At 75.7% G+C, this 7210-nt stretch carries 4 protein-coding genes and 1 pseudogene; 4 read left to right on the plus strand and 1 reads right to left on the minus strand.

The features are described from left to right. A pseudogene (locus tag BU198_RS14645) lies at positions 1-857 on the minus strand (asparagine synthase); the annotation flags it as partial. An 827-nt stretch (positions 858-1684) separates the two neighbouring features. Here BU198_RS14645 and BU198_RS14650 point away from each other — a divergent pair. The 4 genes from BU198_RS14650 to BU198_RS14665 form a co-directional block, all read left to right on the plus strand. Further along, a complete protein-coding gene (locus BU198_RS14650; protein WP_188297284.1) occupies positions 1685-3112 on the plus strand; it encodes an MFS transporter in 1428 nt (475 codons plus the stop codon). 566 nt (positions 3113-3678) lie between these two features. Continuing rightward, on the plus strand, positions 3679-5256 hold the full coding sequence (locus tag BU198_RS14655; RefSeq protein WP_188297285.1) for a TROVE domain-containing protein: 1578 nt from the start codon (positions 3679-3681) through the stop codon (positions 5254-5256). Positions 5257-5511: 255 nt separating this feature from the next. Next, positions 5512-6297 (plus strand): tRNA (guanosine(46)-N7)-methyltransferase TrmB, encoded by a 786-nt coding sequence (gene trmB / locus BU198_RS14660; protein WP_188297287.1) that lies wholly within the window; start codon positions 5512-5514, stop codon positions 6295-6297. Between the two features lie 412 nt (positions 6298-6709). Continuing rightward, on the plus strand, positions 6710-7210 hold a 501-nt coding region (locus BU198_RS14665; protein ID WP_188297286.1), incomplete at its 3' end, for a PrsW family glutamic-type intramembrane protease.

A 7210-nucleotide genomic window follows, 5' to 3' on the forward strand; every position in this document is an offset into this window, starting at 1 on the left:
ACCGGCGGCAGCGGCACGGCGGCGGCGAGCAGCGCGACGGTCGCGGAGGCCGTCCCGTACGAGAGGTCGACACCGAGCCTGGCCCGCCCCGCGGCGTCGAGGGGCGGGGCGGTGGTGCGGACCCGGGAGCGGACGGACTCCAGCAGGGCGCGGGTGAGTTCGCGGACGGCGGGCGCCTCGTCGCGCGGCTGCTCGGCGCCGGCCGGGTCGTCGTAGCCGGACAGGTACGGACGGCCGCCGCGGACGGCGAGCAGGTGGCCGGGCGGCACCTGCTGGACGCCGAGGTACGGGGTGCCGGTGCCGAGCGCCTCGGGGGACTCGGGGCAGGCGAGCCGGGCGGCGAGGTGGCCGGTGTCCAGCGGGGCGCCGACCAGGTCGGCCAGCGGCAGGGCGGCGGTGGCGTACGCGGTGCCGCCGGCCCACGGGGTGTGGAAGACCGGCTGGGCGCCGGCGAGGTCGGTGAGCAGCAGGGTGGAGCGGGTGCCGGAGCGCAGCACCACGGTGTAGCTGCCGGGCCAGGCGGTGAGGTGGCGGACGGCGCCGCCGCGGGCGGCGGCGAGGCCCGCGGCGAGTTCGGCGTCGGTGGCGCCGCAGTGGCCGAGGACGGCGAGCCTGGAGGTGGCGGGGGTGTCCTCGACCTGGTCGGGGGTGGTAGGCCCGGTGCTGACCACGGCGGCGGCACCGGGGCGGAGGGTGACCAGGCGGATCTCCCCCGGACGCCAGTCGCCCACGGCCCAGAGCGGGTCGGGCCCGGTCCACAGGGGGCGCGCGGCGATCGGCGTGACCGCGCCGAGCACCACGGGTGCCGGAGTGCCCGCGCTCGGCGCACCCGTGCACCAGCCCGTCAGCCACCGCATCGTGCCTCCACCGGACGAGGACCTGCATCCGTGCGGCGCGTTCGCCGCCCGCCGGGCGGCCGGGTGGTGTGCCGTGGCGGCCCGTGCGCGTCCCGACGTGCCCCCGCAGCCCGACGCGCCGTCAGGAGACATCGTGCCATCGCCGGGCGCCGCCGTGGCCGGTGTTGCGGGTTCCGCCTCCGTTCGAACCGATCGCGCGCCGGCCGTGCCGTCCCCCACGCGGCGTTGCCACGGCCGTACGGGCCGGAGCGGGCGCGCTCCGCGGCGCCGGGCGGCTCCGCGCGCCGATCGCTTCGGGCGGGCAAGTCGGGTGCACCAGCCGGGAGTTCGGATCGTCCGGCGGTTGGTGGGGTCGGGCGGGCCGGACCTCCCCCTCCCCGGCCCGGACCGCCCGCGAACACCTTTGTCATGGGCATCGCGAGATGGCCGAAAGGCGTCGCCCAGCCCGGGAGGGCATCCGCATGCCCTCCCGGACTTCACCGCCGCCCGCGGGGATGGAGACGGCGGCTTCCCCCGGCCTGCCGGGTCCTCGACGGCAGGCCGGCCCACGACCACCAGCGAATCGCCGACCAGCCGGTCGGGCCAGGGGGCACGGCCGGGCGCACGTGAACACGGGACCGGAGCACGAGGCTCCGGCGCGCGGCGCGGGCGGCCGGATCCGAGTGGTCCGGACCAACTCCCGTGCGACACCGCCGAGTGCACGATCCCGCCATCCGGAATGCGACCTCTTAACCGTCGGAACGCGTCCGACTACTCTAGGTGCAGCAGCTACGGCCCGGTGCCGCCCGGGCCCCGCGCACAAGGCCGCAGGAGGTGCCGCCGCCACCATGACCGTCAGCCCACGAGGACCGAACGAACGGCTCGGCACGCTCCTGACCCTCGCCCAGATCAGCAACGCCGGACTGGCCCGCCGGGTCAACGACCTCGGCGCCCAGCGCGGACTGACCCTGCGGTACGACAAGACCTCGGTGGCCCGCTGGGTCAGCAAGGGCATGGTCCCGCAGGGGCCCGTCCCGCACCTGATCGCCACCGCGATCGGCGGCAAGCTCGGCCGGCCCGTCCCGCTGGAGGAGATCGGCCTGGGCGACACCGACCCGGCGCCCGAACTCGGCCTGGCCTTCCCGCGCGAGGTCGCCGACGCGGTCCGCTCCGCGACCGACCTGTGGCGGATCGACCTCGACCTGCGCCGCGGTCCCGGCGGCGGCCGCTGGAGCGACAGCCTGGCCGGCACCTTCTCGGTCGCCGCCTACGCGACCCCCGTCTCCCGCTGGCTGATCACCCCCGCGGACGGCTCGGTGGCCCGCGAGGTCCCGCGCTCCCCCACCGACACCTCCTCCTACCGGGTCGGCCACTCGGACGCCGCCAAGCTCCGCGAGGCCGCCCAGGAGGCGCGCCGCTGGGACTCCAAGTACGGCGGCGGGGACTGGCGTTCGTCGATGGTGCCGGAGTGCCTGCGGGTGGAGGCGGCGCCGCTGCTGCTCGCCTCGTACAGCGACGCGGTCGGCCGGGCACTGTTCGGCGCGACGGCCGAACTGACCAGGCTGGCCGGGTGGATGGCCTTCGACACCGGGCAGCACGAGGCCGCCCAGCGCTACTACATCCAGGCGCTGCGGCTCGCCAGGGCCGCCGCCGACGTACCGCTCGGCGGCTACGTGCTGGCCTCGATGAGCCTCCAGGCCGGCTACCGGGGCTTCGCCGAGGAGGCGGTCGACCTCGCGCAGGCCGCGCTGGAGCGCAACCGGGGCCTGGCCACCGCCCGCACCATGAGCTTCTTCCACCTGGTGGAGGCCCGGGCCCAGGCCAAGGCCCGCAACGCGGCGGCGTGTGCGACGGCGCTCGGTGCGGCGGAGAGCGCGCTCGAACGGGCACGCGCCGGGGATCCCGATCCGGCGTGGATCGACTTCTACGCCTACGACCGGCTCGCCGCCGACGCCGCCGAGTGCTTCCGCGACCTCGGCGTGCCCTCCAAGGTCCGACAGTTCACCCGCGAGGCGCTGGCCACGCCCACCGAGGGCTACGTCCGCTCGCACGGCCTGCGGCTGGTGGTCTCGGCGATGGCCGAGGCGGAGGCGGGCAACCTTGACGCCGCGGTCGCCGCCGGCGAACGCGCCGTCGAGGTGGCCGGCCGGATCTCCTCGCAGCGGAGCCGGGAGTACGTGGTGGAGATGCTGCGGCGGCTGGAGCCGTTCCAGGGTGAGCGCCGGGTGCGGGAGCTGACCGAGCGGGCCCGGGCGGTGATCGTCGCCCCGGCGTGAACGCCGGACCCGACGACGCGGCCTGACGGTAATTGGGATGCACCCGCGAGGGGAGCCTGATTATGGTTTCCCTCGTCCGGGTGCGCAGGCAGAGGTTACTTCCACTCCATAATGGGCAGGTCGCGGGTTCGAATCCCGTCACCGGCTTCGGGCCGGTGTAGCTCAGTGGCCAGAGCAGCTTCGTCACCTCAGCCGTCCCGATCTCCGGACACCCATACGTGAATAGTTTTCCGCACCTCCCGGTGCGACGGCAGCGGTTACTTCTGGTAGACGCCGGATCTCCGGTGTAGCGGTTCGAGCCCGCGCAACACCGCCGCCACTCCGATCTCGGGAGGCAGTGCGCTTCGGAGTGCCCGGTGCGCAGGCGGGGGTTACTTCGGATCTTGGTGTTCCGGGTTCAAGTCCCGGGTGTGCCGTGCGCGAGCGCGGCCGCTAGCTCAAGTGGTAGAGCACAAGCCATACACCTCCGCCGACGTCGGCCGTCCCACGGTCGGCACGATCTCGGGCACCCCGACCGCGGCATGCCTCCCTCCCACTGACACCAACAGGCCGAGGGGGGCTGTCGCATGTCCAGGTTCAACGTCCGCAGGGCCAAGGCGAGTCCGAGTTCGCCGGTGACCACCACCGGGCAGCTCACCCACAACCACAACGGCGGCACCGGCCACGTCCGGGACCGCAAGTCCGAGCTCTTCCTGCTCGCGGTGGCCAACATGGTCGGCCAGGACACCTTCTACGAGCGCGGCGGCACGCGCGACGACCGCTACACCGCGCTGGTGCGCGAACTCGCCGTCGCCGAGCCGGAGTGGACCCTCGGACTGCTGCGCTGGCTGCGCTACGACGCCCACCTGCGCACCGCCGCCCTGGTCGGCGCCGCCGAGTTCACCCGCGCCCGGCTGGACGCGGGCGCCCACGGCCACTCCCGGCAGGCCGTCGCGGCGGTGCTGCGCCGCGCCGACGAGCCCGGCGAGCTGCTCGCCTACTGGACCTCGCGGTACGGCCGGGCGCTGCCCAAGCCGCTCAAGCGCGGCGTCGCGGACGCCGTCGCGCGCCTGTACGACGCCCGTTCGCTGCTCAAGTACGACACCGCCGGCAAGGGCTACCGCTTCGGCGACGTGATCGAGCTGACCCACCCCTCGCCGGACCGGGACAAGCCCTGGCAGGGCGCGCTGTTCGAGTACGCGCTGGACCGCCGGCACCGGCCGGAGGAGGCCGTCCCGCCGGCCGCCGACCGGATGCTGACCGCCAACCGCGAGCTGCTGGCGCTGCCCGTCGGGGAGCGCCGGGCCGCGGTGACCGCCGAGGACGGCGTCGAGCGGCTGGCCGCCGCCGGGCTGACCTGGGAGGCGCTGGCCGGCTGGCTCCAGGGGCCGCTGGACGCGGCGGTCTGGGAGGCGGTCATCCCGTCGATGGGCCCGATGGCGCTGGTCAGGAACCTGCGCAACTTCGACCGGGCCGGGGTCTCGGACGCCGTCGCGGCCGAGGTGGCCCGGCGGATCTCCGACCGGGGCGAGGTGCGGCGCTCGCGCCAGTTCCCGTTCCGCTACCTGGCCGCGCACCGCAACGCGCCCTCGCTGCGCTGGGGGCACGCGCTGGAGACGGCGCTCGGCCACTCGCTGGCCAACGTGCCCGAACTGCCGGGCCGGACACTGATCCTGGTGGACCGGTCAGGTTCGATGTTCGACCGCTCCGGCGGCCCGACCGAGCTCAACCGGGCCGACTCGGCGGCGATCTTCGGCACCGCGCTGAAGGTCAGGGCCGCGGCGGCGGACCTGGTCGAGTTCGGCACCACCAGCCGGGTGGTCGAGGTCGACCGGGGCGAGGCGGTGCTGCGGGTGCTGGAACGTTTCTCCAACCTCGGCGGCACCAACACCGCCGACGCCGTCCGCACCCACTACCGCGGCCACGACCGGGTGGTGATCGTCACCGACGAGCAGACCGGCCCCGGCCGCTGGGGCGGCGACCCCCTCGAAGCCGTCCCGGCCCAGGTGCCCGTCTACACCTGGAACCTGGCCGGCTACGCCCCGGGGCACGGCCCCAGCGGCGCCGCCCACCGGCACACCTTCGGCGGCCTGAGCGACGCGGCCTTCCGGCTGATCCCCCTCCTGGAGGCCGGGGCGAACACCCGCTGGCCCTGGGAGGCGTAGGGCCGGCGCCGGACGGGGACCGGCGCCGGACGGAAGGAGCCACCACGGGGGTGGCTCCTTCCGGTGCTCCTTCCCGGGTGACCAGCGGGTTCCGTCCCGGGTCGCTTCCAGCAGCGTGGCAGCGGCGCCCCGGAGACCCGCCGGGGCCCTGATGAGCCCGGTCACAGGCCCGGCCGGAGCGCCCCGACAGCCCCGTAGACTCGGGTGATTGTGACTGCCACCGCCCCGATCCCCCAGCCCTCGCCGTCCGCCCGGATGTCCGCCGCGCCGGCCGCCTACCCCGCGCCGATGTACCCGCACAAGGCCACCGAGGCCCAGCACCGCGAGCGTCGCATCCGCAGCTTCCAGCCGCGCCGGGGCCGGATGACCAACGCCCAGGCGAGCGCCCTGGACCGGAGCTGGGAGACCTACGGCATCCCGATCGACGGCACCCCGCTGGACCTGCCGGAGCTGTTCGGCGGGCTGCCGGTGACCCTGGAGATCGGCTTCGGCATGGGTGAGACCACCGCCGCGATGGCCGCCGCCGACCCGGCCATGGGCATCCTCGCCGCCGACGTGCACACCCCGGGCCACGGGAACCTGCTCGGCCTGCTGGAGCGCGACGGCTCCCGGAACGTCAGGACCGCCGCCGGCGACGCGGTGATCCTGCTGCGCGACATGCTCCCGGACGCCTCGCTGGCCGGTCTGCGGGTCTACTTCGCCGACCCGTGGCCCAAGCCCAAGCACCACAAGCGCCGGCTGGTCCAGCCCGCCTTCCTCGACCTGGTGCTCCCCCGGCTCGCCCCCGGCGCCCTGGTGCACTGCGCCACCGACTGGGAGCCGTACGCGGAGCAGATGCTGGCCGTGCTGGCCGCCTCTCCCGAGCTGGAGAACCTGCACCCCGAGGGGGACGGGACCGGCTGGACGGAGCCCGCGGACCACCCGGACGGCAGCATCCCCGGCTACGCCCCGAGGCCGGACTGGCGTCCGGTCACCAAGTTCGAACGGGCCGGGATCGCCAAGGGCCACGTCGTCCACGACCTGCTGTTCCGCCGCCGCTGACCCACCGGCGCCGTTCGAACGGGCGGCCGCGCGGCAGCCGTACGGGTGGGGAGGGGCCGGACGGTTCGTCCCGGGTCCTCCCGGCGGGCCGCCACGGTGGCCTACCCTGTGCCGCATGGGCAGCCCGTCCGGCGGCGGGTCCAGGACGAACGGTCGGACGACCGGTCGAGCCGCCGCCGACGCAGCGGAGGCGGTCCCGAGCACCGGCGGCACCCGGACCATCCCGGGGCCCCGGAGGCGCCGGGCCCACCGGCTGCTGCCCCGGCCCGCCCCCACCCTGCCGGTCTTAGCCGAGGCACCCACGGCCGTCCCTGCCGCCGCGGCCCCGGCCGCCGTTCCCGCCCCTGCCACCGTTCCCGCCCTGGCCGCCGTCCCCGCCACCCCCGGGGCCCCGCCGGGCCGCAACCGTTCGGTGGCGCTCTCCTCCGTCACCGCGACCGCCGTGCTGACCCTGATCGGCTGCGGGGTGCTGATCCTCCACCTGGTCCAGCGGCAGACCGGCACGGTCGGGCTGCTGGTCGGCCTGGGCCTGGCGATGGTGCCGCTGCCGTTCGTGCTCGGAGGCCTGGCCTGGCTCAACCTCACCGCCAGGGTCCCGCTGCGGCACACCGTGTTCTGCCTCGGCTGGGGTGCCTGCGCCGCCACCACCGTCGCCATCCTGGCCAACAACTGGACGGCGAGCTACCTGACCCGGCACCGGGGACCGTTCGGCGAGCTGCTGGGCGCCGGGATCGCCACCCCGGTGATCGAGGAGACCGCCAAGGCCACCGCCCTGCTGGTGCTCCTGCTCCCGCTCGGCCAGCGGCTGCGCTGCCACGGCCGCCGCACCGGGCGCCCCTGCGCGGCGCTGCTGCGCCGGCTGCCCGCGCCCCGCAGCCCCCGCCCGTACCCGCGCCACCCGGTCGGGCCGCAC

It is taken from the genome of Streptomyces sp. CBMA156 (assembly GCF_014596515.1).
Taxonomy (GTDB): domain Bacteria; phylum Actinomycetota; class Actinomycetes; order Streptomycetales; family Streptomycetaceae; genus Kitasatospora.

Coding starts and splice junctions, on each gene's coding strand:
- BU198_RS14650 (WP_188297284.1), top strand. CDS start 1,685: ATGACCGTCAGCCCACGAGGACCGAACGAACGGCTCGGCACGCTCCTG.
- BU198_RS14655 (WP_188297285.1), top strand. CDS start 3,679: ATGTCCAGGTTCAACGTCCGCAGGGCCAAGGCGAGTCCGAGTTCGCCG.
- trmB (WP_188297287.1), top strand. CDS start 5,512: ATGTCCGCCGCGCCGGCCGCCTACCCCGCGCCGATGTACCCGCACAAG.